Genomic DNA, 22162 nt, shown 5'->3' on the forward strand with positions numbered 1-22162 from the left:
GCCATGAACCCCGAGCGCATCACCGGCACTGCCCCGGACGGCACCCCCGTCGTCGGACCCGTCAACGCCGCCCTGACCCCGCGCTGGGCCGGGCTGGGCACGTTCGCCCGCCTGCCCCGCACGGACGAGGTCGAGCACACGGACATCGCGGTGGTGGGCGTGCCGTTCGACGCCGGCGTCTCCTACCGGCCCGGCGCCCGGTTCGGGGCCAACCACGTCCGGGAGTCCTCGCGCCTGCTGCGCCCCTACAACCCCGCGCAGAACGTCTCGCCGTTCGCCGGGGCGCAGGTCACCGACGCCGGGGACATCGTGGCCAACCCCTTCGACATCCCCGAGGCGATCGCCTCCATCGAGGCCCAGGCCACCGAGCTCATGGGCGAGGACACCCGGCTCGTGGCGATCGGCGGCGACCACACCATCGCCCTGCCGCTGCTGCGCGCCGCCCACGCGCGCCACGGCAGGGTCGCGCTGCTGCACTTCGACGCCCACCTGGACACCTGGGACACCTACTTCGGCGCCGAGTACACCCACGGCACCCCCTTCCGCCGCGCGTTCGAGGAGGGCCTCCTCGACACGGACGCCGTGTGCCACGTCGGCACCCGCGGGCCGCTCTACGGCACCGAGGACCTCGACGACGACGCCCGCTTCGGCTTCGGCATCGTCTCCTCCGCCGACGTCATGCGGCTGGGGGTGGACGCCGTCGTCGCGCACCTGCGGCAGCGCGTCGGCGACCGCCCGCTCTACGTCTCGCTGGACATCGACGTGCTGGACCCGGCCCACGCCCCCGGCACCGGGACCCCCGAGGCCGGCGGGATGACCAGCCGGGAGGTGCTCGAGATCCTGCGCGGGCTGCGCGGCACGAACGTGGTCGGCTGCGACGTCGTCGAGGTCGCCCCGGCCTACGACCACGCCGAGATCACCGGCGTCGCCGCCGCGCACGTGGCCTACGAGCTCATCAGCCTCCTCGCGCTGGGCCCCGGCGCGGCGCCGGGCGGGCCCGCCTACGGGCTGGCCGGGCACGTCTACGGGGACGCCTCCCCGGATCCGGCGGGGGAGCCGGCGGGGGAGCCGGCGCAGGACCGGGCGCAGTTTCCGGCGGGGGAGGGCCGGTGACCGGGGGCGCGGCCGTGACCCCCCGGCCCGACCACACCTCGCTGTTCGCCCACCGCTCCGAGGAGTTCCGGCCCTCCCCGGTCCGGGCCGTGTTCGAGATCGCGATGCGCCCCGGGATCATCTCCCTCGCCGGCGGCAACCCGGACATGAGCGTCCTCCCGCACGACGTCGTGGCCGCGATGACGGCGCGGATCCTGACCGAGCGCGGTCCCGAGGTGCTCCAGTACGGCTCCGGGGCCGGGATCGAGCGCCTGCCCGGGCTGGTCGTCGACCTCATGCGCCTGCAGGGCGCCGAGACCACGCCCGACACGATCCAGATCACCGCCGGGTCACAGGCGGGTCTCGACCTCGTGACCAAGCTGTTCTGCGACCCGGGGGACGTGGTCGTGGCCGAGGGCCCCACCTACGTGGGGGCCCTCGGCGTGTTCGGCAGCTACGAGGTCGAGGTCGCCCACGTGGACGTCGACGACGACGGACTGGACCCCGAGGCGGTCGCCGAGCGGATCGACGGGCTGCGGACCGCCGGCCGGAGCGTGAAGTTCGTCTACACCGTCCCGAACTTCTCCAACCCCACGGGCGTGACGACCACCGAGGAGCGGCGCCGCCGGCTCGTGGAGGTCTGCGCCGAGCGCGGCGTGCTCATCCTCGAGGACGACCCGTACGCGCTGCTCGGCTTCGACCGGGACCACCGGCTCCCGTCCCTGTACTCGCTGGACCCCGGCACCGTGATCCACCTGGGCAGCTTCTCCAAGATCTTCTCGCCCGGGCTGCGGGTCGGCTGGATCGCGGCGGTGCCGGCGGTGCGGGCCCGGCTGCAGATCGCGGCCGAGGCCGTGACCATCCACCCGTCCGTGCTCGGCCAGGAGCTCGCCGCCGAGTACGTGGGCAGCGAGCACTGGCGGCCCGCCCTGGACCGGGCGGTGGAACGGTACCGCTCGCGCTGCGCCGCCATGATGGACGCCCTCGGGCAGTTCATGCCCGAGGGGGTGCGCTGGACGCGTCCCGCCGGCGGTTTCTTCACGTGGCTGGACCTCGACCCGGCCCTCGACCACGGGGACCTCCTGGGCCGGGCCATCGGGCACGGGGTGGTGCTGGTGCCCGGCGGCGCCTGCTACGCGGACGGGCGCGCCTCCACGAGCCTGCGCCTGGCCTACTCCGCGGCCTCGGAGGAGGACATCACCGAGGGGGTCCGGCGGGTGGGGGAGATGCTCCGCGACTGAGCCGGGGCCCCGCTGAGCCGAGGCACCGTGGCGACCGGCACCGCGGACCGCGCGCCCCTCGGCCCCGTGCCGCTGCGGTGCCGCTGCGGTACTGCTCGGGCTGCTGTTGCGGTGTCCTCGGGAGGGACGATACTGGCCCCATGAGCGAGGAGCGGACCGGCCCGGCCGGGGGACTGTGGGCCTGCGCCCGGGGGAGCGGGCCGCAGTTCGTCCTGCTGCACCCCGGTGGCACGGACTCCCGGGCACTGGGTCCGCTGGTGGAGGAACTGGCGGGCCGGTACCGGGTGATCACCCCTGAGCAGCGGGCCCACGGTCACACCCCCGACCGAGAGGGCCCGCTCTCCTACGCGGCGATGGCCGAGGACACGATCGCCTTCCTCGACGAGGAGGCCGGTGCGCCGGTGCACCTGCTGGGCTACAGCGACGGGGCCGTCATCGCCCTCACCGTGGCGCTGGAGCGGCCCGACCTGGTCCGGGACCTGGTGCTCGCGGCCGGGGTGCACCACCGCGACGGGTGGGAGCCCGGGGTCCTGGAGGGCGAGGCGCAGGTGCCGGACTTCATGGTCGACGCCTACGCGGAGGTCTCCCCCGACGGGCGCGAGCACTACGACCGGGTCGTGGCGAAGCTGCGGCAGATGCACGCGGGGGAACCAGCCCTCACGGACGCGGACCTCGCGGGCCTCGACCTCCCCGTCCTCGTGCTCGTCGGCGACGACGACGAGGTGCGGCTCGAGCACGCCGTGGCCACGTACCGCGCCCTGCCGCACGGGGAGCTGGCCGTGGTCCCGCACGCCTCCCACGGGGTGCTGGTCGAGAAGCCGCAGCTGTGCGCGCGGTTGATCACCGACTTCCACGCCGCCGACAAACCGGCCACCTTCGCCCCGCTGCGGCGCCGCCCCGGGCCCTGACGCGGCGGCATCGGCGGGAGCAGCTCCGCAGGGCATGACGGCCGGAACGGACCACCAGCACATCCGTGGCGGACGCCGGACCCCGCCGGTCCATGACGCTTCCCGCGGGTCGAGTGGACCTCGGACTGAGGTTAGCCTAACCTCTCCTCCGGGGGATTTCCCGATCATTCACATGTCGTCGGCGGACGCTCTGTCCGAGGACGCCGAACTGAGGTGGTTCTGTGCGCACTGTGCTCCGGGCATCGGCATCGATGGGTGTCGTCGCCGTTCTCACGTTGTCGGGTTGCGGCTTCAGCGGGGGGGACGGGCAGGGCGAGCAGGCGGCGGACCCGGACCAGCGGATCGTGGTGGACAACTTCCGCGCCCCGGTGGCCGACTGGGCCCTGGAGAGCGACGCCGCCTACATCCTGTCCCTGTCCGGGTGCCTGGAGACCCTGACCCGTTACGACGAGGCCCAGGGCGAGATCGTCCCGGCCCTGGCCACGGAGTGGCGCCAGGTCTCGCCCACGGAGTGGGACTTCACCCTGCGGGACGGCGTGCAGTTCCAGGACGGCACCCAGCTCACCGCTGACGCGGTGGTGACCTCGCTGCAGAACGTCCTGGACGCGGAGGTCCCGGCCCGGGCCTTCAGCCCGGCCGTCGTCAGCGGCGTCGAGGCCGTCGACGAGCGCACGGTGCGGGTCACCACTCCTGCCGAGAGTCCCCTGGTCCCCTACCGACTGGCCAGTGTCAACACCGGAGTGCTGGCTCCGGCCGCCTTCGAGGGCGGGACGGTGGACCCGTTCGGGCACTGCACCGGGCCGTTCACCCCCGTCTCGGAGCAGCCCAAGCAGTCCCTGACCCTGGACCGGAACGAGGACTACTGGGGCGGGCCGGTGCAGCTCGCCGGGGCCGAGGTGCGGTTCATCACGGACGGGGCGACGCGTGCGACGCAGGTGCGGACCGGTGAAGCCGATGTCTCCCTGTCCATCCCGGTCGCCGAGCTGTCCGCGCTGGAGGCCGATGCCGACGTCGAGGTCCTCAAGGCCGAGTCCCCGCGGACCGCGACGCTGTACATGAACAACAGCAGGGCGCCCTTCGACGACGTCGACTTCCGCCGGGCCGTCCGCTCGGCGCTGGACCTGGAGGCCCTGGCCGGCAGCGTCTACGAGGGCGCGGCCCTGCCGGGCACCGGGCCCTTCGCCTCGTCCGAGCCCTGGGCCGTCGAGGGCGCCGGGACACCGCCGCGGGACGTGGAGGCGGCCAAGGAGCTGCTGGCCGCCGCCGGCTACACCGCCGAGCGGCCGCTGGAGATCATCGCGATCGTGGAGCGGGCGGAGTTCGCCGACGTGGCGACCGTCGTCCAGGAGAACCTGGAGAGCGTCGGCGTCCCCGTCACCATCACGACCAAGGAGTACGCCGCGGTGGAGCCGGACCTGCTGTCCGGGGACTACGACATGGTGCTCAGCCAGCGCAACCGGCTGATCGACATCGCCGACCCGATCGGGTTCCTCACCGCCGACTACACCTGCGAGGGCAGCTACAACCTCAGCCACTTCTGCGACGAGGACTACGACGCGCTCATCGCCCGGGCCGCCGAGACCGCCGACACCGAGCAGCGCTACCAGCTCTATGCCCAGGCCGGGAAGATCCTCGAGGAGCAGGCCGTGAACGTCTGGCTGGTCAACGAGCAGGCCATCGACGCGGTCCGCACCGACCTGCAGGACTACGTCCAGGACCCGCTGTCCCGATACGTTCTGCGCGCGGAGACGACGAAGTCCGGCTCGTGAGCACGACCAGCACCTGCACAGCCCCCCGGGCGCGGGGGCGTCGATGACGGCGTTCCTCGCCAGGAGGACGGCGACCCTGGGGATCACCGTCCTGCTGGCGTCCTTCGTGGTCTTCCTCATCCCGTACGTCACCCCGGGGGACCCGGTGCGCAAGATCATCCGCTCCCGGGTGGCGGGGGAGGTGGTCGACGACGCCGCCGCCCAGGGGCTGGCGCTCGAGCTGGGACTCCACGACCCTCTCGCGGTGCAGTACCTGCGATGGCTCGGCAGGCTCGCCGGCGGCGACCTGGGCCTGTCCTACGCCAGCCGGACACCGGTGATCGAGCAGGTGCTGCCCGCCCTGTGGATCACGCTGAGCCTGGTGGTCGTGACCCTCGGGCTGGCGGCCACGGTGTCCGTGGTGCTGGGGGTCGTCGCGGCCCTGCAGGAGGGGCGCCCGGCCGACCGGGTGATCACCACGGTCACCCAGGCCTTCATCGCGATGCCCGAGTACTGGCTGGCCCCGCTGCTCGTGCTGGTCTTCGCGCTGCAGCTGTCCCTGCTGCCCTCCGCCGGGTGGGAGAGCCCTGCCTCCGCGGTCCTGCCGGTGGTGGTCCTGGCCCTGCGCCCGATCAGCTACTTCACCTCGGCGGTGCGCGAGGGGATGCTCGAGGCGCTGAGCGCCGAGCACGTCGTCGCCGCCCGGGCCCGGGGACTCAGCCACGCGCAGGCCGTGCGGAGCCACGTGATCCCCAACGGCCTGCTGCCCCTCACCACACTGGTGGCCGTGTGGTTCGCCGGTCTGCTGGGCGGGTCCGTCATCGTGGAGGTCGTCTTCGCGATCCCCGGCATGGGCAGGCTGCTGTTCGACGCCGTCCGCAACAGCGACATCCCGCTGGCCCAGGGCGGCGTGGTGGTGGTCGTGGGACTGGCGGTCGTCCTGACGACCGCGGCGGACCTGGTGCACGGCGTCCTCAACCCCCGGATCAGGGGGCGTCATGCGTGAGCGGCCCGTGCTGGTCCGGACGGCGGCGGTGGTCCTGGCCCTGATCGTGCTGTCCGTGGCCGTCTCGCCCTGGATCGCACCGTACCCGCCCGCCGCCCAGGACCTCACCGCACGGCTGGCCCCGCCCGGGCCGGCCCACTGGCTGGGCACGGACCACCTCGGCCGGGACACCCTGAGCCGGCTGCTCGACGGCGGCCGGTTCTCCCTGGTGACCGCCGCAGCGGCCACCGTGCTGACCGCTGCGATCGGCACGGGGATCGGCGTGCTGAGCGCCCGCCGCCGGGGCTGGATCGACGAGCTGCTCACCCGGACCAACGACGTCCTGCTGGCGCTGCCGGAGATGGTGGTGGCCCTGTTCCTGGTCGCCGTGCTGGGCCCCGGACCCCTGTCCCTGCTGCTGGCCCTGACCGTGACCGGCTGGACACCCTTCGCCCGGCTGGCCCGCGCACTGGCCTACGACGTCTCGTCCCGCGGCTTCGTCGAGGCCGCCCGCGTCCTGGGGTGCTCGCCGTCCTTCGTCGTCCTCCGGCACATCCTGCCGCACCTGGCCGGACCCCTGCTCGGGCAGGCCGCGCTGCGGTTCGGTCAGTTCCTGATCACCGTCGGTGCCCTGTCCTACCTGGGACTGGGGGTGCAGCCGCCGCAGTCGGACTGGGGGGCGATGCTGGCCGCGGCCCAGCCGTACGCCGACAGGGCTCCGGTGACGATCCTCGCCCCGGGCCTGGTGGTCTTCACCGTCGCGCTGTGCGTGACCCTGGTCGGCCAACGGCTGGCGCACATGAGCAGCACTCGCATGCTGCTGCCGGCGTCGTCACGGACGGAACGGGATGTCTGAGCACCTGGTCGTCGAGGGCCTGCATCTCAGCCACCGGCCTGTCCTGGCCGCGCGCGGTCCCGGAGCCGGGACCGCGGACGGCGCCGGTGGCCGTCCCATCCTGTCCGGGATCGACCTCACGGTGGCTCCGGGGGAGTTCGTCGCGCTGGTGGGCGCCTCCGGGTCGGGCAAGACCCTGACGGCCATGTCCGTCCTGGGCCTGCTGCCCCCGCAGGTGCACCGCGACGCCGGGACGATCCGGCTGGGCGGGACGGACCTCACCCGGGCCGGCGAAGCGGAGCTGAACCGCGTGCGCGGCGGCCGGATCGGCATGCTGTACCAGCAGCCGAAGCGGATGTTCAACCCGCGCCGGACCGTCGGAGAGCACCTGCGGGAACCGCTGAGGCTCCATGCCGGGCTGCGCGGCACGCGGGCTCGAGCACGGACGCTGGAGCTGCTGGCCGAAGTGGGGTTCGAGGACCCCCGGTGGTGCGCCCGGGCGCATCCCCACCAGCTCTCGGGCGGCATGGCCCAGCGGGCCATGGTGGCCCTGGCCCTGGCCGGCCGCCCCGGACTGCTCCTGGCCGACGAGCCGACGTCGGCCCTCGACACGGTGCTCGAGCGGCAGATCCTGGAGCTCGTCGACCGCGAACGGCGCGACCGCGGACTGGGGGTCCTCTACATCACCCACAACCTGGCCACGGTGTCCGCCTACGCCGACCGGGTCGTGGTCATGGACGCCGGACGCGTGCAGGAGTCGGGGCCGGCCGGCACCGTGCTCAACCAGCCCCGGAGCGCGTGCACGAAGGCCCTCCTGGAGGCGTCGGCCCTCACCCCCACCGGAACACCGCCGGCCGCCGAGGGGGCGCGCCCCGTGGTGGTGCTGGACAGCCTCACCAAGCGATTCGGCTCGAAGCGGCGCGATGCCCGCCCCGCCGTGGACCGGGTGTCCCTCGACCTGCGGGAGGGCGAGATCCTCGGGGTGCTGGGGCAGTCCGGATCCGGCAAGAGCACCCTCGCACGGCTGATCGTCGGACTCGAGACACCGGACAGCGGCCGGGTCACCGGCACCGCGGGCGCCGACCGTGGTGGCACCGGCGCGGCGGCCTCGCACGTGCAGCTCGTCTTCCAGGACCCGCACGACTCCTTCGATCCCCGCATGCGGCTGCGCACCAGCCTGGAGGCCCCTCTCCTGCGGCACCGGAACGGCACGCCCGAGCAGCGGCGTGACCGCATCCACGGGGTCGTGCGGGAGGTGGGACTGGAGCCCGGGCTGCTGGACCGATATCCCGGCCAGTGCTCCGGAGGCCAGCTGCAGCGTCTCACCATTGCCAGAGCACTGCTGCTGGAGCCCGCGGTGCTCATCTGCGACGAGGCCACCTCGGCCCTGGACGCGGTGACCCAGCGCACCGTCCTGGACCTGCTGCTGCGCCTGCACCGTGACCGGCGCCTGTCCCTGGTGATGATCTCCCACGACCTGAGCGTCGTCCGCTACATGAGCCACCGGGTCGCCGTGCTCTTCCGGGGTCGTCTGGTGGAGCTCGCGGAAACCTCTGAGCTGTTCAGCCGCCCACGCCACGAGCACAGCAAGCAGCTGGTGGCAGCGGCACTGCCCCAGGTGTGCGCGATCCTGGACACGCACCGCCGGCCCGAGGAGCACCTCGATGCCCTTCCGTGACCACCGGCCCGAGACGCGCACCCTGCTGGGCGCCCAACTGGTGTTCAACATCGGCTTCTACGCGGTCGTGCCCTTCCTGGCCGGGGCCATGGGCACCGAGTACGGCCTGGACGCCGCGGCGATCGGACTCGTGCTGGGAGCTCGGACCTTCAGCCAGCAGGGCATGTTCCTGCTCGGCGGGATGCTGGCCGACCGGTGGGGTGCTCGCCGGGCCATCCTCACCGGCTGCCTGGTGCGCATCGTCGGCTACGCCACGCTGGCGGCGGCGTCCGGCTTCGCCCTGTTCCTCCTCGGCGCGGTGCTCACCGGCGCAGGAGGCGCCCTGTTCTCGCCCGCCCTGGAGTCCCGGCTCTCCCACGCCGACCGGCCGGCCGGGACGACCGGATCCGGTGCCGGGCGGGGGAGCCGGCGGTCGGTGTTCGTGTGGCTGGCGATCACCGGAGAGATCGGCGCCGTGCTGGGCCCGGTCGTGGGTTCGTTCCTCCTGGGGTGGGGGTTCGACGCGGCCCTGACCATGGGGATCGGGGTGTTCGCCGCGGTGACGGTCCTGCTGTGGTATCTGCTCCCGGCCGAGCCGGACCACCTGCCGCCGGATGGGGAAGCAGGGGTGCCCGCGGCCGCACCCTCTGCGGCCGGTCCCCGGTGGGCCTGCCTGCGCGACCGGCGCTTCGTGGTGTTCTGCGCACTGGCCGGCATGAACATGCTGGCCTACAACCAGCTCTACTTCGCCGTGCCCGTCGAGCTGAGCCGACGCGGTCTCGACGGCGCCTGGCTGGGCGCGCTGTTCCTGCTGGCCTCGGTCCTGACCCTGCTGCTGCAGCTGCCGGTCTCCAGCGCCGGTCTGCGCATGGGGCCCGGCCGTGCCCTGGCGGTCGGCTTCGTGCTGGAGGCCGGCGCGTTCACCCTGGCCGCCGTGACCTCGGTGCACCCCGGGACCGCTCCCGGGTCGATGGCGCCGCTGATGGGCACCGTCACCGTCCTGATCCTGGGCCACATGCTCCTCACCCCCACGATCCTGTCCCTGATCCCCTCGTTCGTGCCCGCGCACGGACCTGCCCCGGGGCGGGGCGCCTACTACGGGCTGGCCGCCACCTGCGGCGGCGTCGCCGTGCTGGCCGGCAATGCCGTGCTCGGGCAGCTGCTCGACCTCACCGACCGGCACTCCTGGTGGCCCGGCACCCCCTGGGTGCCCCTGAGCGCGCTCACGCTCCTGGCCGCCGCCGCGCTGCCGGCCGTGCTCCGCGGGCACCACAGCACCACCCGTCCCGCTGACTCGTCCGCCGCCACAGGGCCTGCGGGCGGGACCCGCTGACGGCCGACCGGCCACGGACCCTGCTCCTCGACCGGGGCCGGGGCGTGCCACGCCCGGTCCTGTCGCCGGGGCCCGGCGCCGCCTTGGCAGGAGCCGCACCACAGGGCAGGATGGCCGCAACGGACCACTGTGGCACCGCGCGCCCCTCGGGGAGCGGCGCCGAGGAGGCGGGATGAGCGCTCAGAGCTCCAGTGCGAACGTCGTGATGCCGGCGGCGTTCTTCGGGCACGGCAATCCGATGAACGCGCTGGAGTTGAACCGGTACACCTCCGCCTGGCGGGCGTTCGGGGCCTCGGTGCCGCGGCCCCGGGCGATCCTGGTGGTGAGCGCTCACTGGTACATCAACGCCACCGCGGTCACCGCGATGCCGGCCCCGCGCACCATCCACGACTTCTACGGCTTCCCGCAGGAGCTGTTCGACGTGCAGTACCCGGCGCCCGGTCTGCCGGGCCTGGTCGAGGAGATCAGCGACACCGTGCACCCCACGTGGATCGGGGCCGACGTCGACAGCTGGGGGATCGACCACGGCACCTGGTCCGTGCTCACCCACGCCTTCCCGGACGCCTCGATCCCGGTGCTGCAGATGAGCATCAACGCCGACAAGCCCCTGGACTACCACCTGGACCTCGGGGCACGCCTGGCGCCGCTGCGGGAGGCGGGCGTGCTGATCATCACCAGCGGCAACATCGTGCACAACCTGGGCGGGATGGACTGGACCCTCACCGACGACGGCTACGACTGGGCGAGACGCTTCAACGAGGACGCCAAGGAGCGCATCCTCACCGACCCCACCGAGCTGGCGGCCCTGGACGCCCACGGGGACTGGGACCTCGCCGTGCCCACCCCCGACCACTTCATCCCGTCCCTCTACCTGGCCGGGCTCGCGGGGGCCGCCGGATCCCCGGACACCGGCGTGCTCGTCGACGGGTACTCCTACGGCTCCCTGTCGATGACCGCCTACACCCTGGGCATGGACTGCCCGCCGGCGGCCGGTGGGGACGGCTCCTCCCGGCCGCCGGCGGACCTGCCCCCGGACGCCTCCAACATCTGAGGCCGCCCGGGCCGGGGAACCGGCATGGACCGGAACCCGTGGCCGGCCGACGACCGGTTCAGGACCCGGCGGCGCGGGATCCTCCTGGCGGCCGCCGGGTCGCCGCAGCCGCTCTCCCGGGGCGGGTTCACCCCTGCAGCCAGCCGGAGAGGTTCGCCAGCGACGAGGCGAGACCCGCCGCGTGGTCCTCCGCGGAGATGCCGGCGGGGACGTCCTCGGCGCGCAGGTCCACGCGGGTGCCGCCCTCGACCCGGGTGAGCTCCCAGGTCATGGTCATGGTGCCTGAATGGGCCGGGTCGTCGGAGACGAAGTCCACGGCCTGCACCACGCGCACGCCGGGGACGAGGTCCACGAAGCGGACGTCCACGACGTCGGAGTCGGCGGTGGCCTTGCCGGGGGCGGCCGAGGCGTCGGCGTAGCGGAGGACCATCCGGTACGACCCGCCCGGCCGGGCGTCGAACCGTTCGAAGCGACCGCTCATCCCCTCCGGCGGAAGCCACGCCGCGAGCGCGTCCGGGTCCACCAGGGCGGCGTAGACGCGTGCGGGGGAGGCGGCGACCACTCGTGCGGCCGTGTCCGTGCGTGCCATGGCGACATCGTAGGGCCCTGTCCCTCGACGCGCCCGGGGACGGTGGTTCCCGGTCCCGCCACGGAGGCGACCGGCGACCGGCGGAGGGAGTCCGGACTCAGGCCAGCAGGGCCTCGGCGGCGCGGCGCCCGGAGTGCAGGGCGCCCTGGGTCGAGCCGTTGGTGCGGTGGTCGCCGCACACGTACAGGCCGTCGCCGAGGGTGGCGGGCCGGTCGGTCACGAGCCCGGGCGGCTGCTCCGGCAGCGCCCGGCGCACCTCGTGCACGGTCAGCAGGTCCCAGGCGGCGGTGTCGGCGGACCAGATCGTGCCCAGCTGCCGGCGGACGTCGGCCTCGGCGGGGAGCTCGGCGCCCCGCGGCAGGAGGGCGGTCGCCTGGATCAGCGCCCGGCCGTCCGGGGCGTAGCTGGGGGCGGCGTTGCTGACCACGGCCGTGTCGATGAGAGGGCCGGCGGACTCGCCCGGCAGGACCAGGCACCCGAGCTCCGAGGGCGCGGACTCCGCCGCGAACCACCAGGTCGCCTCGCCCTTCATGGGGGTGTCCGGCAGGTCCAGGAGCCGGGCCGCCGCGGGGCCCTCGGTGGCCACGACCACGGCGGGCGCCCGCCAGGCGGCGTCGCCGGCGCCCACGGTCCACCCGTTCCCGGTGCGCTGGATCGCGTCCACACGGGTGTCGAGGACGGCCGGGGCCCGGAGCCCGTCGTGGATCCAGGCCGGGAGGGCGCCCATGCCCCCGGTCGGAAGGCCCGGCGTGCCGAGCAGGAACCAGCCGACGAGCTCGCGCACGAAGGCCGCCGAGGTGCGGCCCTCGTCCTCCAGGATCACACCGGCCAGGAACGGCTCGAGCACCAGGTCCCGCAGCGGTCCCCGCACCCCGGCGGCGTCGAACGACTCGTGCCAGGCCCGGTCCCGCTGCTCCTGGCGCCGCGCGCGGGGGTCCAGCCCCGGGGCGAGCCACGCCGCCAGGGCGGGCAGCCGGCGCAGCTCCACGAGCGGGCTGCGCAGCGTTCCGGGCAGCCGGGACGGGACGCGCCGCGGATCGGCGAGGACGTCGATGCCGTCGCCGCGGCGGACCCCGGCGGCGGCGTCGAACTTCTGGATGCCCAGCGCCGCGACGTCCACGCTGCGCCGCAGCTCGGTGTAGGCGGGGTTGAGCACCTGGAACCCGCGGTCGCACCGGTGGCCGTCGACCGTGTCGGTGCGGATCCGGCCCCCGACCCCGTCGGAGGCCTCCAGGACCACCACGTCCAGTCCGTGCCGCTCGAGCAGGTGGGCGCACTGCAGGCCTGCGAGTCCGGCGCCGACGACGACGACATCGTGGTCCACGGGAACCTCCTAGCGGATCGGGACGGCCGCGGCGGGATCCAGCTCCGCGGCCGGTGCCGCGGCCCGGGCGGGGATCGTGAACAGCGCCGACTCTACGGTCAGGCCCGGTCCGAACGCCAGGGCGCAGACGGTGCGGGTCTCGTCGGCGGGGGCCGCGTCGATCACCTGGCGCAGGACGTGCAGGACGGTCACGCTGCTCATGTTGCCGCGCGTCGCGAGCACGTCACGGGACTCCCGCAGGGCCTCGGGCGGCAGCCCCAGGGTGTCCTCGAGCTTGTCGAGGATGCCCCGGCCGCCCGGGTGGAGGGCCCAGTCGGTGATGCTGTCCCGGTCCACGGCCCCCTCCGGCCCGTCCAGCAGCGCCGCCAGGGCGGTGTGGATGTTGTCCTCGAGGACCTGGGGCACCGCGGCGCCGAGGATCATCTCGAACCCGGAGTCCCCGATGGTCCAGGCCATGGCGTCCTCGCCGTCGGGGATCACGAGGGTGCGGAACCGGTCGAGCTCGAGCAGCGGGGTGACGCCCTCGGGCGTCCTCGCGCTGACCACGGCCGCCGCCGCGCCGTCGGCGAAGAGGGCGGCCCCCCGAATGGTGTCGGTGTCCCGGGCCGGGCGCAGGTGCAGCGTGCACAGCTCCACGGCCACGAGCAGGACGACGGCGTCCGGGTCCGCCGTGGCGATGGCCGCGGCCTGGCGCAGTCCGATCAGCCCGCCGTGGCAGCCCATGAAGCCGATGTGCGCGCGCCGGACGGCCGGGTCGAGGCCGAGGTCCCGGACCAGCTGGTAGTCGGGGCCCGGGGCGAAGAAGCCGGTGCAGGAGACGGTCACCACGTCGGTGACGGCCGCGGGGTCGAGCCCGGGGCACCGCGCGAGGGCGTCCCGGGCGGCCTCGGCGAACAGCGCGGGGGCCCGCTCCACGTAGGTCCGGTTCCGGACGCCGGTCAGGGGGGCCAGGAACCGGCCGTCGGCGGTGATGTACGGGGACCCGGCGCGGGCGTCCGCCTCGACCAGCTCGGAGAGCACCGTGTGCCGGCGCTCGACCCCGGAGGCGCCGAAGACCGTGCGGAGCAGCCGGGCGTTGAGCCGGTCGGTGCCGGGCTGGGCCTGGTAGAGGTCCTGGGCGTCGGTCTGCTCGAGCACGTGCGGCGGGAGGGCCGTGCCGAGGGACAGGAGTGCGGGCGTCATCCCGTCCAGTATCCGTCCTCGGGCCGACAGGTGCCACGGAGGGCGCGCGGGGGCCGGACGGACCCGCCGCGCGCGGGCCCGTCCGGGACGGTCTCAGACAGTGGTGGTCGCGGCATCGAAGTCCAGGCGCGGCAGCCGCTCGTGGCGCGGGGCGGCGGGGGTGCCGATGTTCACGACCATCAGCGAGCGCAGGCCCGTGCCGGCGTGGAACTCGGCGTCCACCCCGGCGGCGTCGAACCCGGCCATCGGTCCTGCGGCCAGGCCCACGGCGCGCACGGCCAGCACGAAGTACCCGGCCTGCAGGTGGGCGTTGTCCCGGCCCATCTGCGCGCGCAGCTCCTCGTTGCCGGCGAACATCTCCTGGTTGCCGGCGGCCGGCGGGAAGACGACGGGCAGGTGCTCGTGCCAGTCGACGTCGTAGCTGAGCACCGCGACGACGGGCGCGGCGGCGGTCTTCGCCCGGTTGCCCTCGGCCATGTGGGGGAGCAGGCGCTCCCGGGCCTCCGCGGAGCGGATCCACGTCACGCGCAGCGGCTGGATGTTCATGGCGGTGGGGCCCATCTTGGCGAGCTCGAAGGCCGCCCGGAGCTGCTCGTCGGCCACGGGCTCGCCGGAGAACTCGGAGGCCGTGCGGGCCTCGCGGAAGAGCAGGTCGGCGGCGAGGGCGTCGAGGGTCGGCTGGTCCTGCAGGGTCTCGGGAGCCACGGGATGTCCTTTCGGGGGCACGGTCATGTTGATGTACATGTCAACAAAACAGGTGCGGGGTCTATGCCGGGACGGACTGTGCCGTCCGTCACGTCGCGGCACGTCCCGCTGGGTACCCTGACCCCATGCCCCTTCGTCCCCCGCAGACCCGGTCCGGTGCGGATCCCCGCGGCGTCCGCTCCGGCGCCGCGGCGGCCCGTGCCCTGCGCATGGGTGCGGCCCTGTGCGGGGCCGGCGTGCTGCACCTCGTCCGGCCCGCACCGTTCGACGGGCTGATCCCGCGGTCGCTGCCGGGGTCCGCCCGGGCCTGGACGGTGGGCTCCGGGGTGGCGGAGCTCGGCGTCGGGGCGCTGCTGCTCCACCCCGGCACCCGCCGCGCCGGCGGCTGGGCCGCGGCCGCCCTCTTCGTGGGGGTGTGGCCGGGCAACGTCACCATGGCCTGGCGCGCCCGCCGGGGCTCCCGGGTGCGGCGGGCCGTGACGCTCGTGCGGCTCCCGCTGCAGGTCCCCCTGATCGCCGGAGCGCTGCGCATCGCCCGGGCGGGCTGAGCGCCCCTCGCCCGGCACGGGGCGCCCTCCCGTCCCCGGACCGCGGGGTTCGCATTCGGTCACACGCGCACACCCTCCCTACGCTGGGCAGAGCACAGGAGTGGGGGCTCCGTTTCCGCAGGGGGATCTCTCTCGCTCCAGTCCATCGGGGGGTGGGCTGTGTGCACCATGCCGCCTCCCGTCCCGACGGCCGGAGGATTCCTTGACGACCACCCGCAGCACCACCGCTTCCCTCGCGCTCGCGGCCGCCCTCGCCCTCGTCCCGCTCGGCTCCGCCGCGGCGGCGACCGGGGCCGCCGCGCCCGCCACCCAGCCGGTCCCGGAAGCCGCCGGCACCGCTCCCGGTACTGGTCCCGGAGCGGGAACGGCGGCGACCGACCGCGTCGTCGTGAAGTTCCGGGACGGCGCCGCCCCCGAGGACTCCCGCGACAACGTGTACGCGCAGGCCGCAGACCGGTCCGGGGACGCCGGGCTCGTGGAGACCGCCGCCACCGCGGACGGCGCGCAGGTGGTGCGCACCGACGGGATGCTGGCCGGCGCCGAGCTCGAGGCGCTGACCACCGCCCTGGAGCAGGACCCCGCCGTGGAGTACGCGGAACCGGACCTCCTGGCGACCACCGCCGCGGTGCCCAACGACCCGTCCTACGCGGCGCTGCAGTGGAGCCTGTGGGACGACCCGGCCGGCCTGGGCATGCCCCTCGCGTGGGACCGGGCCACCGGCGCCGGACAGACCATCGCCATCGTGGACACGGGCATCACCTCGCACCCCGACCTGGACGCGAACGTCCTGCCCGGCTACGACTTCGTCTCCACGGCCCCGAACGGCCGGGACGGCGACGGGTGGGACCCGGACCCGACCGACATGGGCGACCACCCCGACGCCGTGCTGTGCCCCAACAGCCCCATGCCCCCGAACTCCACGTGGCACGGCACCCACACGGCCGGCATCGCCGCGGCCGACGCGAACAACGGCCTGGGCATCTCGGGGGTGGCCCCGGACGCGAAGATCCTCCCGGTGCGCGCCGTGGGCGCCTGCAGCCAGGGGTACATCACCGACGTCGCCGCCGGCGTCCTGTGGGCCGCCGGCGCCCCGGTGGCCGGCGCGGCCGCCAACCCGAACCCCGCGACGGTCATCAACCTCAGTCTCGGCGTCCCGGGGGAGTGCCCGGCGGTGCTGCAGTCCGCGATCAGCGAGGCCCTGAACCGGGGGATCCCCGTGGTCGTGGCCGCGGGCAACCAGGGCACGGACGCCGCGCAGTCCGCCCCGGCCAACTGCGCCGGCGTGATCTCGGTCGCCGCGACGGACGTCTCGGGTGCCCTGGCCCCCTACTCCAACTCCGGCACGGTCACGCTCGCGGCCCCGGGCGGGGATCCGTACGCGCAGATCCTGTCGACCGGCAACGCCGGGGTCCAGGGTCTCGGCGCGCCCACGTACACGGAGCGCAACGGCACGTCCATGGCGGCGCCGGCGGTCTCCGGCGCCGTGGCGCTGCTCCGTGAGGTCTCGCCGGGACTGGGCGTGGCGGGCCTCCGGGACGCGCTGACCTCCACGGCACGGCAGGCCCCCGGCGGGTGCGCGGCCGGGTGCGGCGCCGGCATCGTGGACCCGGTCTCCGCGCTGGTCGCGGTGCAGGGCGGCGAGCCCTTCACCACCGCGGGCGGCATCGGGGCGCTGCACCGGAAGATCAGTGCAACCACCGGCGAGCCCCGCTCCCGGGAGCTGTGCGCCCTGGGCGGCACCCCGTGCTTCCAGGAGTTCGCCAACGGGTGGATCGTCTGGAACGCCGGTCTCGGCGCCCGCTGGCAGCAGGTCCTGCCGGCCCAGTGGTGGGCGAGCCCCTCCGCAGGCTGATCGACCCGCCCGGCGGCGCCGTCCACCTCCCGGGGTGGGCGGCGCCGTCGTCGTCCCCGGGGGGTTCCTCCGGGACGTCCCCCTAATTCATCGCAAAACATGGATCTTCCCATTCGGTAACAGAAGCAACCGCTCCGTACGCTGAGCGCAGCGGCGCCGACTCCCCGCTTCCCGTGGTCGGTGCACTGCAGCTGCCCGCTGCGCGCTGCACCCCCCACCGGCTGGAGAGTCCATGACGTCCTTCCACGGCCGTGCCCTGGCGGCCGCCCTGGTCCTGATCCTGGCCGGTGCCGCGGCGCCCGCGGCGGTCCAGCCCCCGGCGGAGGCCGTCGAGCCGGCCGCGCCCGCGCCCGCGACGGGCGGACCACGGAGCCCCGGCGTGACCGACCGGGTGATCGTCAAGTTCACGGACGGCGCGGAGCCCGCCCTGCGGACCCGCGAGCGCGTCTACGCGGAGGCCGCGGAGCGGATCGCACCCCGGGGCGCGGCGGCGGCGGGCGGGCACCCGGAGGCGGCGCCCCTGCTGGACGAGATCAGCGAGACCGTGGACTCCGCCAGGGTCGTGGCGGCGGACGAGCTCCTCGACGCGGCGCAGCTCGAGACCCTGATCGCCGCCCTCGAGGAGGACCCGGCCGTCGAGTACGCCGAACCGGATCACCTCGCGAGCATCACCGCGGTGCCCGACGACCCCTACTACGCGACGTCGCAGTGGAACCTCCAGGCCACGGCGGCGGGCCTCGACCTGCCCAGCGCCTGGGACCGGGCGACCGGCAGCGGCCAGACCATCGCGGTCGTCGACACCGGGATCACCTCTCACCCCGACCTGGACGCCAACGTCCTGCCCGGCCACGACTTCGTCTCCCTGCACGCCGGCGGTGTGCAGCCGGGCCACTCCCGCGACGGCGACGGCTGGGACCCGGACCCGCAGGACGAGGGCGACTACGCCGGCCCCGGCGAGTGCGGGTCCGGCTCCGCCGCCCGGTCCTCCTCCTGGCACGGCACGCACACGGCCGGCACCGCGGCGGCGCGGGGCAACAACGCGACCGGCGTGGCCGGTGTCGCCCACGGCGCGAAGCTTCTGCCGGTGCGCGCCCTCGGGGCCTGCGGGGACGGGTACGTGTCCGACATCGCCGTGGCGATCGCCTGGGCCGCCGGCGACGACGTCGACACCGTCCCCGCGAACCCCCACCCGGCGACCGTGGTGAACCTCAGCCTCGGCTTCCTCTCCAGCACGTGCCCGGCCGCCCTGCAGGAGGGCATCGACCGGGCGCTGTCCCGCGGGGCGAGCGTGGTCGTCGCGGCGGGCAACAACAACCGTGACGCCCGGCTGGAGTCCCCGGCCAACTGCCGGGGGGTGATCGCCGTGGCCTCCACCACCGCCCACGGCGCCCGCGCCGGGTACTCCAACTGGGGCAGGGTCACGCTGGCCGCCCCGGGCGGGGACCCCTCCCGGCAGATCCTGTCCACCGCCGACGCCGGGCGCGCCCGGCCCGGGGGCGGCACCTACGCCTACAAGTACGGCACCTCGATGGCCAGCCCCACGGTCGCGGGGGTCGTGGCCCTCGTTCGTGAGACGGACCCGACCCTCTCCCCGGCCCAGGTCAAGGAGGTCCTGGTCGCCACGGCCCGGCCCCTCCCCGGGCCCTGTCCGGGCGGCTGCGGCGCCGGCCTCGTGCACCCCAGGGCCGCCGTCGCCCGGGCCACGCTCCAGGAGGGCTACACCACGCAGGGCGCCATCGGCGCGCTCCACGCCCGGATCGGCGCCGCCACGGGGGCGCCGCGCTCGCACGAACGGTGCGGCCTCGCGCAGGACGGCTGCTACCAGGAGTTCGAGCGCGGAGCCATCTACTGGAGCGCGGGCTCGGGCGCCCGGTGGGTGCACGGCAGCGTGCGGAGCACCTGGAACCGGGCCGGCGGCGTCAACGGCCTCCTCGGCTACCCCCGGACCCAGGAGACGGGCAACGGCGCCGGCGGCGTCCACCAGCGCTTCCAGCGGGGCACGGTCGTCTGGAGCGCCGGGACCGGTGCGGCCGCCGTGCGCGGCGCCATCGGCGCGCGCTGGGGCGCCCTGGGCGGGGAGACGGGTCCCCTGGGGTGCCCGCTGGGCGGCGAGCGCGGCGGACTGCCCGGCGGCGGGGCGCACCAGGCCTTCGAGCGGGGCCGGATCCTGTGGTCGCCCGCCACCGGCGCGCAGCCCGTGCGCGGGGCGATCGGACGCGCCTACGCCGACCTCCGGGGCGAGCACGGCCGTCTGGGCTACCCGGTGACCCCGGAGCACCGCTCCGGGGACTCGGTCCTCCAGCGCTTCCAGGGCGGATCGATCGGCTACCGCCACGGCGCGATCACGATCTCCGCCCGCTGAGCGGGCCCGGGCGGCCCGGACCGGCTCAGGTGTTGAGCCGGTGGATGCGGGCGCTCAGGACGGTGGCGAAGCCGCACCAGCCGACGTAGGGGAGCAGGGCGGCGCCGTGCAGCGGGCGTGCCTGCGCGGCCCGGCGTGCGAGATCGGCGGTGCTGGCGGTCAGCGCCGCGGCCGTGACCGCGGCCAGGGCGGTGTCGTGCTTCGTGAAGAAGACCCAGCTCCACCCCGCGTTGAGGGCGAGGTTCAGTGCCAGCGCCCGCCGGTAGCCGCGCTCGCGCCGCGCCGCCTCCGACGGTGTGCACCCCGGACGCCGGATCGTCCGCACCCGCGGGCCGCGGCGGTGCAGGCCCGGGCGGGTCTGCCGCTGCAGCTCGGTGAGCACGGCGGCCGAGGTGACCGCGAGGTCCGTGTAGAGCGCGGTCCACACGACGGGGAACACGGCGGGCGGCGGCTGCAGCTCTGGTTTCCGCAGGTCCCGGTACCAGGGGCTGTCCACCCCGGCGGAGGCCGCGGTGCCGGCCGCGGCGGCCGCCCCCGTCTGCGCGGTGGTCTTGAGCAGGTTCGTCCAGAACATGGATCAGTCCTTCCTCTCGGTGGTGTCCGGGTTCTCGGTGGCGCGCGGTTTCCCGACGGCGTCCCGGTGGCCGGCGGCGTCCCCGGGCGCGCGGGTGCCGCCGGGTGCGGCCGCCCGCTGCCGGGTCCAGGTGCCGAGGATCCCGGCGACCACCGCCCCGGCGTGGCCGGCGGCCAGATCCCCCATGGTGTCCAGGTAGCCCACGTTCACCTGGGGGTCCACGAGGTAGTAGCCGGCGAACTCGAGGTACTCCCACACGAGGGCCAGCGCCGTGCCCAGGGAACTGACCAGGACCACGTGGGACACCGGGCCGGGGGACGCGAGCCGGGACCAGCGCCCGAGGGCGCGGAACGCGAGCTCGGCCAGCACCGCGGTGGCGGCGAAGTGGATCACCAGGTCCCAGTGCTCCAACCTCTCGTAGAGCAGGAACACCGAGCTCCACGCCGCGAGCAGCAGCGTCAGGTCCGTGGTGATCTCGAGGGCCGCGGGCAGCCGGGCCCGCCACGTGATGGTGATGGCCAGGCACACGAGCATCATCACGGAGGCGCCCACGGCGTCGAAGAACAGGGCGGTGAGCAGCACGGAGAGCGGGCCGAGCCACCGCACCGCGAGGGCGAGCCGGCTCATGCACGGCCCCCGCGCAGCCGGTGTCCCAGGCGGGCCTGCCACCGCTCCCACGGGCGCTCGTCCGCCCAGTTGAGCCGGATCGTCCGGAAGGCGCGCGCCAGCCGGACGACGGCGGGGCGCCCGCCCCGCAGCGCCCGGGGGGACATGCCCACCGACAGGCCGGGCCGGAACAGGATCCGGTGGGCGGGGTCCAGCCGGAAGCTGAGGTCGAGGTCGTCGTGCAGCTCCGGGTCGTCGCGGTGGACGCGGTCCCGGACCTCGAGCCACCACGACCGGCGCATCGCCATGTTGGTGCCGAACAGGGGCGGGTGGGCCAGTGCGGCGGACGTGGTGAGCACGTACAGGCCGATGTAGAGCGAGGACAGGAGCCGGTCGATGCCGGGCGGGAGGCCGTGGAAGCGGCCCGGGCCGGCCACGGCGACCACGTCCGGACGCGACTCGAGGGCCGCCAGCAGCCCGGCGATCCACTCCGGGCCGGGGAGGCTGTCCGCGTCGCAGCGCACCACCACGTCCCCCCGGGCGGCGTCGTAGCCGGCGGCGGCGGCGGGAGGAATGCCCCGCACGGGCTCGAGCACCACGCGGGCCCCGGCGGCCCGGGCGACGTCGGCGGTGCCGTCGCTCGAGGCGTTGTCCACCACCACGATCTCGTCCGGCGGACGGGTCTGCGCGGCGAGCAGCCGCAGGCACCGCGCGAGGTGCACGGCGTCGTTCCGGGCCGGCACGACCACGGACACCGCCGGGGCGCCGGCCGTCCCCGGCGGCGGGAGGTCCGGTCCGGTGTGGTCTCTGCGCTCCGTCATGGCCCCATTCTCTCGTGCCCGCGCCCTAGAATCGGCACATGCAGTCCGACGAGGGCACGATCAGCACGCCCGGCGCCGCGGCGCCGGGCGGCAGCGCGCACCAGGGGCGGCGGGGATTCGACGTGCTCTTCCTGCTGCAGCAGTTCAGCACCGAGGCCGAGCGGTACGCGGACCAGGTCCGCCGCCGCTTCGGTCTGGCGCACAAGGACGTCCACGCCCTCAACGAGGTCATGCAGGCCAACCGCGCCGGACGGCCGATCCGCGCCGGGGACATCGCCCGCCGGCTCGTGCTGAGCGGCTCGGCGACCACGACGGTCATCAAGCGCCTGGTCGCCGCGGGACACCTGGTGCGCGCGGTCGATCCCCGCGACCGGCGGGAGGTCAGCCTCCAGGCGACCGAGCACGCCTACCGCTCCGGCCGCCGGATGTTCTCGGCCATGGGCGAGGAGGTCCTGGCGGTGCTCGACGACTGCACCGACGAGGAGATCGACGTCCTGCGGCGGCGCCTGCCCCAGCTCACCGAGGCGGTCCGCCGGGCCGGCCAGCGGGCGGGGGAGGGCGCGCGCGAGGACGGGGCGACGCCGGGGGCGCCGGTCCCGCCCGGGACGGCTCCGGAAGCACCCGGGACGGCTGCGCGCACGGCGTGACCCAGATGATTGATTCGATTTTCGAAGGACTGTGGTGGAATGGGGGAATGGTGACGGTCTTCTCTCGCGAATCGGCCTTCTCGAGCGCTCGTCCGGGCACCG

20 protein-coding genes are annotated in these 22162 nt (G+C 74.9%); 13 read left to right on the top strand and 7 right to left on the bottom strand.

Annotated features, from left to right (window positions below; genetic code table 11):
- The first annotated feature begins 3 nt into the window (after positions 1 to 3).
- The 9 genes from speB to ygiD all read left to right on the top strand — a co-directional run bounded on the left by speB (position 4) and on the right by ygiD (position 10850).
- Positions 4 to 1113 (top strand): agmatinase, encoded by a 1110-nt coding sequence (gene speB / locus ACYVM4_RS02615; RefSeq protein ID WP_368822295.1) that lies wholly within the window; start codon positions 4 to 6, stop codon positions 1111 to 1113.
- The gene (locus tag ACYVM4_RS02620) at positions 1110 to 2333 is read left to right on the top strand and encodes an aminotransferase-like domain-containing protein (protein ID WP_368822296.1); all 1224 of its coding nucleotides are present in this window, start codon (positions 1110 to 1112) and stop codon (positions 2331 to 2333) included. Before speB ends, ACYVM4_RS02620 begins: the two co-directional genes overlap by 4 nt.
- 140 nt (positions 2334 to 2473) lie before the next feature.
- Positions 2474 to 3241 (top strand): alpha/beta fold hydrolase, encoded by a 768-nt coding sequence (locus tag ACYVM4_RS02625; RefSeq protein ID WP_368822298.1) that lies wholly within the window; start codon positions 2474 to 2476, stop codon positions 3239 to 3241.
- 251 nt (positions 3242 to 3492) lie between these two features.
- A complete protein-coding gene (locus ACYVM4_RS02630) occupies positions 3493 to 5010 on the top strand; it encodes an ABC transporter substrate-binding protein (protein ID WP_368822364.1) in 1518 nt (505 codons plus the stop codon).
- Between the two features lie 43 nt (positions 5011 to 5053).
- Entirely contained in the window at positions 5054 to 5995 is a 942-nt protein-coding gene (locus ACYVM4_RS02635) for an ABC transporter permease (protein WP_460667565.1), read from the top strand.
- Entirely contained in the window at positions 5988 to 6830 is an 843-nt protein-coding gene (locus ACYVM4_RS02640) for an ABC transporter permease (protein WP_368822300.1), read from the top strand. The genes ACYVM4_RS02635 and ACYVM4_RS02640 overlap by 8 nt, the downstream gene beginning before the upstream one ends.
- Positions 6823 to 8487, top strand: coding sequence for a nickel ABC transporter ATP-binding protein NikE (gene nikE, locus ACYVM4_RS02645; protein WP_368822301.1), 1665 nt, complete (start codon positions 6823 to 6825; stop codon positions 8485 to 8487). The genes ACYVM4_RS02640 and nikE overlap by 8 nt, the downstream gene beginning before the upstream one ends.
- Positions 8474 to 9799, top strand: coding sequence for an MFS transporter (locus tag ACYVM4_RS02650; RefSeq protein WP_460667566.1), 1326 nt, complete (start codon positions 8474 to 8476; stop codon positions 9797 to 9799). The genes nikE and ACYVM4_RS02650 overlap by 14 nt, the downstream gene beginning before the upstream one ends.
- Positions 9800 to 9971: 172 nt before the next feature.
- Positions 9972 to 10850 (top strand): 4,5-DOPA-extradiol-dioxygenase, encoded by an 879-nt coding sequence (ygiD, locus tag ACYVM4_RS02655; RefSeq protein ID WP_460667567.1) that lies wholly within the window; start codon positions 9972 to 9974, stop codon positions 10848 to 10850.
- 127 nt (positions 10851 to 10977) lie between these two features.
- Here the strand turns inward: ygiD and ACYVM4_RS02660 are convergent, their stop codons facing one another.
- From ACYVM4_RS02660 to ACYVM4_RS02675, 4 genes are all read right to left on the bottom strand, one after another.
- Positions 10978 to 11439 (bottom strand): SRPBCC family protein, encoded by a 462-nt coding sequence (locus ACYVM4_RS02660; protein ID WP_460667568.1) that lies wholly within the window; start codon positions 11437 to 11439, stop codon positions 10978 to 10980.
- A gap of 97 nt (positions 11440 to 11536) precedes the next feature.
- The gene (locus ACYVM4_RS02665) at positions 11537 to 12763 is read right to left on the bottom strand and encodes an NAD(P)/FAD-dependent oxidoreductase (RefSeq protein WP_460667569.1); all 1227 of its coding nucleotides are present in this window, start codon (positions 12761 to 12763) and stop codon (positions 11537 to 11539) included.
- A gap of 9 nt (positions 12764 to 12772) precedes the next feature.
- Positions 12773 to 13945: a type III polyketide synthase gene (locus ACYVM4_RS02670; protein ID WP_460667570.1), complete on the bottom strand. Its 1173-nt coding sequence runs from the start codon at positions 13943 to 13945 to the stop codon at positions 12773 to 12775.
- A 93-nt stretch (positions 13946 to 14038) separates the two neighbouring features.
- The gene (locus tag ACYVM4_RS02675; protein ID WP_368822307.1) at positions 14039 to 14650 is read right to left on the bottom strand and encodes a malonic semialdehyde reductase; all 612 of its coding nucleotides are present in this window, start codon (positions 14648 to 14650) and stop codon (positions 14039 to 14041) included.
- Positions 14651 to 14775: 125 nt separating this feature from the next.
- Between ACYVM4_RS02675 and ACYVM4_RS02680 the strand changes: the two genes are divergently transcribed.
- The 3 genes from ACYVM4_RS02680 to ACYVM4_RS02690 all read left to right on the top strand — a co-directional run bounded on the left by ACYVM4_RS02680 (position 14776) and on the right by ACYVM4_RS02690 (position 19412).
- A complete protein-coding gene (locus ACYVM4_RS02680; RefSeq protein ID WP_460667571.1) occupies positions 14776 to 15198 on the top strand; it encodes a DoxX family protein in 423 nt (140 codons plus the stop codon).
- 202 nt (positions 15199 to 15400) lie between these two features.
- Positions 15401 to 17050: a S8 family serine peptidase gene (locus tag ACYVM4_RS02685; RefSeq protein WP_460667572.1), complete on the top strand. Its 1650-nt coding sequence runs from the start codon at positions 15401 to 15403 to the stop codon at positions 17048 to 17050.
- Positions 17051 to 17282: 232 nt separating this feature from the next.
- Positions 17283 to 19412, top strand: coding sequence for a S8 family serine peptidase (locus ACYVM4_RS02690; RefSeq protein ID WP_460667573.1), 2130 nt, complete (start codon positions 17283 to 17285; stop codon positions 19410 to 19412).
- A gap of 25 nt (positions 19413 to 19437) precedes the next feature.
- Here ACYVM4_RS02690 and ACYVM4_RS02695 read toward each other — a convergent pair whose 3' ends face one another.
- Genes ACYVM4_RS02695 through ACYVM4_RS02705 form a run of 3 tightly spaced genes read right to left on the bottom strand, consistent with a single transcriptional unit; the run spans position 19438 to position 21413 of the window.
- A complete protein-coding gene (locus ACYVM4_RS02695) occupies positions 19438 to 19986 on the bottom strand; it encodes a TspO/MBR family protein (RefSeq protein ID WP_368822311.1) in 549 nt (182 codons plus the stop codon).
- A 3-nt stretch (positions 19987 to 19989) separates the two neighbouring features.
- Positions 19990 to 20613: a hypothetical protein gene (locus tag ACYVM4_RS02700; RefSeq protein ID WP_368822312.1), complete on the bottom strand. Its 624-nt coding sequence runs from the start codon at positions 20611 to 20613 to the stop codon at positions 19990 to 19992.
- Positions 20610 to 21413, bottom strand: a complete 804-nt coding sequence (locus ACYVM4_RS02705) for a glycosyltransferase family A protein (RefSeq protein WP_368822313.1) — start codon at positions 21411 to 21413, stop codon at positions 20610 to 20612. Before ACYVM4_RS02705 ends, ACYVM4_RS02700 begins: the two co-directional genes overlap by 4 nt.
- A gap of 38 nt (positions 21414 to 21451) precedes the next feature.
- Here ACYVM4_RS02705 and ACYVM4_RS02710 point away from each other — a divergent pair, with 38 nt between their 5' ends.
- Positions 21452 to 22060, top strand: coding sequence for a MarR family winged helix-turn-helix transcriptional regulator (locus ACYVM4_RS02710; RefSeq protein ID WP_368822315.1), 609 nt, complete (start codon positions 21452 to 21454; stop codon positions 22058 to 22060).
- Positions 22061 to 22162 lie beyond the last annotated feature (102 nt).

It is taken from the genome of Kocuria himachalensis (assembly GCF_054784195.1).

Excerpts from the sequence above, each read along its gene's own strand:
- ACYVM4_RS02700 (WP_368822312.1), bottom strand. The coding sequence starts at position 20,613 with ATGAGCCGGCTCGCCCTCGCGGTGCGGTGGCTCGGCCCGCTCTCCGTG.
- ACYVM4_RS02625 (WP_368822298.1), top strand. The coding sequence starts at position 2,474 with ATGAGCGAGGAGCGGACCGGCCCGGCCGGGGGACTGTGGGCCTGCGCC.
- nikE (WP_368822301.1), top strand. The coding sequence starts at position 6,823 with ATGTCTGAGCACCTGGTCGTCGAGGGCCTGCATCTCAGCCACCGGCCT.
- ACYVM4_RS02630 (WP_368822364.1), top strand. The coding sequence starts at position 3,493 with ATGGGTGTCGTCGCCGTTCTCACGTTGTCGGGTTGCGGCTTCAGCGGG.
- ACYVM4_RS02710 (WP_368822315.1), top strand. The coding sequence starts at position 21,452 with ATGCAGTCCGACGAGGGCACGATCAGCACGCCCGGCGCCGCGGCGCCG.
- ACYVM4_RS02695 (WP_368822311.1), bottom strand. The coding sequence starts at position 19,986 with ATGTTCTGGACGAACCTGCTCAAGACCACCGCGCAGACGGGGGCGGCC.
- speB (WP_368822295.1), top strand. The coding sequence starts at position 4 with ATGAACCCCGAGCGCATCACCGGCACTGCCCCGGACGGCACCCCCGTC.
- ACYVM4_RS02635 (WP_460667565.1), top strand. The coding sequence starts at position 5,054 with ATGACGGCGTTCCTCGCCAGGAGGACGGCGACCCTGGGGATCACCGTC.
- ACYVM4_RS02650 (WP_460667566.1), top strand. The coding sequence starts at position 8,474 with ATGCCCTTCCGTGACCACCGGCCCGAGACGCGCACCCTGCTGGGCGCC.
- ygiD (WP_460667567.1), top strand. The coding sequence starts at position 9,972 with ATGAGCGCTCAGAGCTCCAGTGCGAACGTCGTGATGCCGGCGGCGTTC.
- ACYVM4_RS02640 (WP_368822300.1), top strand. The coding sequence starts at position 5,988 with ATGCGTGAGCGGCCCGTGCTGGTCCGGACGGCGGCGGTGGTCCTGGCC.
- ACYVM4_RS02670 (WP_460667570.1), bottom strand. The coding sequence starts at position 13,945 with ATGACGCCCGCACTCCTGTCCCTCGGCACGGCCCTCCCGCCGCACGTG.
- ACYVM4_RS02690 (WP_460667573.1), top strand. The coding sequence starts at position 17,283 with ATGACGTCCTTCCACGGCCGTGCCCTGGCGGCCGCCCTGGTCCTGATC.
- ACYVM4_RS02660 (WP_460667568.1), bottom strand. The coding sequence starts at position 11,439 with ATGGCACGCACGGACACGGCCGCACGAGTGGTCGCCGCCTCCCCCGCA.
- ACYVM4_RS02705 (WP_368822313.1), bottom strand. The coding sequence starts at position 21,413 with ATGACGGAGCGCAGAGACCACACCGGACCGGACCTCCCGCCGCCGGGG.
- ACYVM4_RS02680 (WP_460667571.1), top strand. The coding sequence starts at position 14,776 with ATGCCCCTTCGTCCCCCGCAGACCCGGTCCGGTGCGGATCCCCGCGGC.